This window comes from Mycobacterium sp. 1423905.2 (assembly GCF_001673155.1).
Taxonomy (GTDB): domain Bacteria; phylum Actinomycetota; class Actinomycetes; order Mycobacteriales; family Mycobacteriaceae; genus Mycobacterium.
Map to the genome: position 1 here is coordinate 1 of NZ_LZLE01000114.1, position 3,185 is coordinate 3,185.

At 67.1% G+C, this 3,185-nt stretch carries 3 protein-coding genes; 1 reads left to right on the plus strand and 2 read right to left on the minus strand.

The genetic code is table 11. From position 1 onward, the window contains the following. Positions 1-102 precede the first annotated feature (102 nt). Positions 103-708 (plus strand): TetR family transcriptional regulator, encoded by a 606-nt coding sequence (locus tag A9W95_RS06170; RefSeq protein ID WP_067409746.1) that lies wholly within the window; start codon positions 103-105, stop codon positions 706-708. On the opposite strand, the gene A9W95_RS06175 is transcribed toward A9W95_RS06170, so the two are convergent. Next, entirely contained in the window at positions 689-1,183 is a 495-nt protein-coding gene (locus A9W95_RS06175) for a nitroreductase family deazaflavin-dependent oxidoreductase (RefSeq protein ID WP_067409749.1), read from the minus strand. The genes A9W95_RS06170 and A9W95_RS06175 overlap by 20 nt on opposite strands. A gap of 93 nt (positions 1,184-1,276) precedes the next feature. Continuing rightward, positions 1,277-3,076, minus strand: a complete 1,800-nt coding sequence (locus tag A9W95_RS06180) for a sulfatase-like hydrolase/transferase (protein ID WP_067409748.1) — start codon at positions 3,074-3,076, stop codon at positions 1,277-1,279. Between the last annotated feature and the right edge of the window lie 109 nt (positions 3,077-3,185).

Below are 3,185 nucleotides of genomic sequence, written 5' to 3' on the forward strand. Positions count from 1 at the left end.
CCGCGCCCGTAATGAACGCGACCTTCCCCGCAACTCGGCCGGCCATGGAGCCTCCTCGGTTGAGTAACCTCGTTACAGGAGGTACGGTAACTCGGTTACTCGATGCGGGCAAGGGTGAATGTGGCTAGTGCAGAAGTGATGCCGGGCGAGCCAGGCCGGGGATCCGACCGGATCCTCGACATCGTCGTCGACATCCTGGAGAGCGAGGGGTATGACGCTGTCCAATTGCGCGAGGTGGCCAGGCGCGCGCGGACGTCGCTGGCCACCATCTACAAGCGGTACCCGACTCGGGACGCGTTGATCTTGGCCGCACTCGAAAGGTGGATGGACGAGAACCGCTACGCCGCCTTGGCGATGCAGACACCCAGCCCCGACGAATCGATCTACGACGGGCTCATGCGGGTGTTCCGCACGATCTTCGAACCGTGGGAGAAGCATCCGGACATGTTGCGGGCGTACCACCGGGCGCGGTCGGCCCCGGGTGGCCAACGATTGGTGAGCCGGGGCCTGGACGCGGTGTTGCCGGCGACCATGGCGGTATTGGATCGCGCTGACGCCGACCTCATCGAAGACCTTCCGCCGATCGTGTCCAACCTCGCTTACGGCTTGGTGGCCCGCTTTTCGGCGGGCGAAATCGACATCACCGAGATCCTGCCGACGCTGCAGCGCGCGTTGTTCCGGTTGACTGTCAACGCCGAGAAAGAATGAGCACCGGAAATTCCCGTTGGCTCCACGACTGTGATCTGGCGAGGTCGGAGTACAGGTCGACCAGTCGCGGCCATAACGTCGCGCGCTCCTGAGATGTTGCGGGGCGGGCGGTAACCGGTAGCGCGCGTTGGCCTTTGAGGTGTACCAGCGTGTCGGGATGTGCCGCCAGGTTGTGGTACCACTGGGGGTTCTTGGGCAGGCCGCCGTGCGAGGCGACGATGACTAGGTCGTCGCCGTCTTCCAGGTAGACCAGGGGAGTGGTGTACACCTGACCGGACTTGCGGCCTTGGTGCTCGAGCAGCATGGTCGGCGCCGGCTTGCGAAATCCCGCGCCTATGCGCCAGTTGCCGCCGATGCGTCCGTCGGTCAGCGTGAAGGCCGCGACCTGAGCTTTCGCCATGTACTTGAGCACCGTGGTGGCAACCGATGACACCAGCCCAGCGAGCGCACCTTTGCGCAGCGGAATCTTCGACATGGTGGCCTCCACTGTATTGACTGCGCTGAGATTGCCGCCACGGCAGTGGTCCGGGGCCACACCGCAACCGCCACGGCAATCTCGGCGAAGGGTCTACCGCCCCAGCAGGCGGCGCACCAAAGTTTTGCGTGGGGCCGGCGGCTGGCGCCTCACGTACGGCCACGGATTGTTGCGTTCGGGAACCGATGCCGCCCGTTGCTGCTTGAGTTGCGTCCGCAGGTGCTGGCGCAACTCGTACAGGTTCGGGTCGGTCCACCGGTTCTCCGCCTCGACCGGATCGGCGGTCAGGTCGTAGAGCTCCCACTGATCGTCGATCGGGTCGGTGCGATACGCCTCGCCGCCAAGCCCGTTGGCCGCCAGGTGGCGCACGCCCGGCTCGGTCCAGGTGGCTGCGTCGTCGAAGGTGCGGACCAGCTTCCACAGATGACCGGCACCGCCTTTCGCCGCCGTCTCGGCCACGCGGACGACCAGTCCCTCAAAGTTGGCGGCGACATGTGCAGGCAACTTAATCCGCAGCGCCGCAGGCGGATTGACGTCTCGGCCCAGTCGACGCGCCGCGGCCGAGGCGCCGGTGTCGCCCTCGAGCACGTTGTCCCGGGTCATCAAGTACACCGGCCGGTCCTCGTCGGCGGGCGCCCCGTTCACCACGGTCATGAGGTCTCGACCCGGCAACGCATGCACTTCCGAGAACGACTCGGCGAGGTGTGCGGCCGCGGCGTCGATGTCGATACCGGCCGCGCCGAGCAGCGTCGGCACCAGGTCGACATGTGACGTCGGCGCCGAAACCGTCCGCGCTTCGGTCGGATCCGCGCCGACCCGGGCGATGACGAACGGAACGCGGGTCGCCTCGTCGTAGAGGTTGAACCACTTCTGGTGCAAGCCGCCGTGCGCACCGAGCAACTCGCCGTGGTCCGACGTGCGCACCAGCACCGCGTGATCGGATCCGCCGTCGGTGACCGCGCGGCGTACCCGGTCAATGGGCGCGTCGACTTCGGCGTGCAACCGGTAGTACAAGTCGCGATAGCGCTGGGCGTTGCGGTGGTAGCTGCGACTGATCGCCCGCGCGGGGCCATAACCGGAGTAGTACGCCTCGCGAAAGGCGATCTGCGCCGCGGGCTTTGTGGACAGATCCTCGTCGGCGGTCGGCGCCGGCGGCACGTGAGGCGGGTCGAGGTGTGACGGCTTGACCGGGCTACGTCGCACCCAGGCCGGGAACAGCACGATGTCGTGCGGGTTGACGAAGCTGGCCACCAGCAAGAAGGGCCGTAGCGCGGCGGCATCTCCGGCGCGGCGCCGCGCGTAGCGGTCGGTCAACCAGGCGACCACCCGGTCGGCGATCAACGGGTCCCGCCGAAACCCGCTGTTGGCCAAGCTTGCTCCGTGCGGCTCGGGACCGACCCACCCCGAGAAGCCATAGGGGCCTAGCGGGTCGGCGTCCAGGTAGCGCTGCACCGCGGCCGCGTCGACGACGCCGTCATCGTCGTTGGTGGCCAACGCCGCTCCCGTGTTCGGGTCCACCAGATCGGCGTGGGAGATGTGCCATTTGCCGTCGTAGTGGGTGTCATAGCCTGCCGCGCGGAACCAATTGCCCAGCGTCGGTACCTCGCTCTGGCGCAGCCAGCGCAACCGGGAATCGTCGAATCGCTTGCCGATCCCGTCGGTCTGGGTGACACCGTGCAGGTCGGGATACTGCCCGGTGAAGATGGTCGGGCGGCTGGGCACACACGCCAACGAACCCGTGTAGTGCCGGGTGAAGTTGACACCGTGCTCGTCGAACCAGCGCCGCCCGCTCAACGTCCGCCGCCGCCAGGTGAGGACGTCGGCCGACTCGTAGGGCGGCACCGCGCGTTCTTCGTCGGTCATCAGGATCACGACGTCGGGGCGCTCAGCCATTGGTGTTCTCCAATCGGTGTGCCAGTCCAGCGAGCATCGAGTCGGACTGCTTGGCCATCAGTCGCAACATCACCCATTCCGCCGCCCGCGCCGGGAGGCTGGCGCCCAC

Coding starts and splice junctions, on each gene's coding strand:
- A9W95_RS06170 (WP_067409746.1), top strand. CDS start 103: ATGCGGGCAAGGGTGAATGTGGCTAGTGCAGAAGTGATGCCGGGCGAG.
- A9W95_RS06175 (WP_067409749.1), bottom strand. CDS start 1,183: ATGTCGAAGATTCCGCTGCGCAAAGGTGCGCTCGCTGGGCTGGTGTCA.
- A9W95_RS06180 (WP_067409748.1), bottom strand. CDS start 3,076: ATGGCTGAGCGCCCCGACGTCGTGATCCTGATGACCGACGAAGAACGC.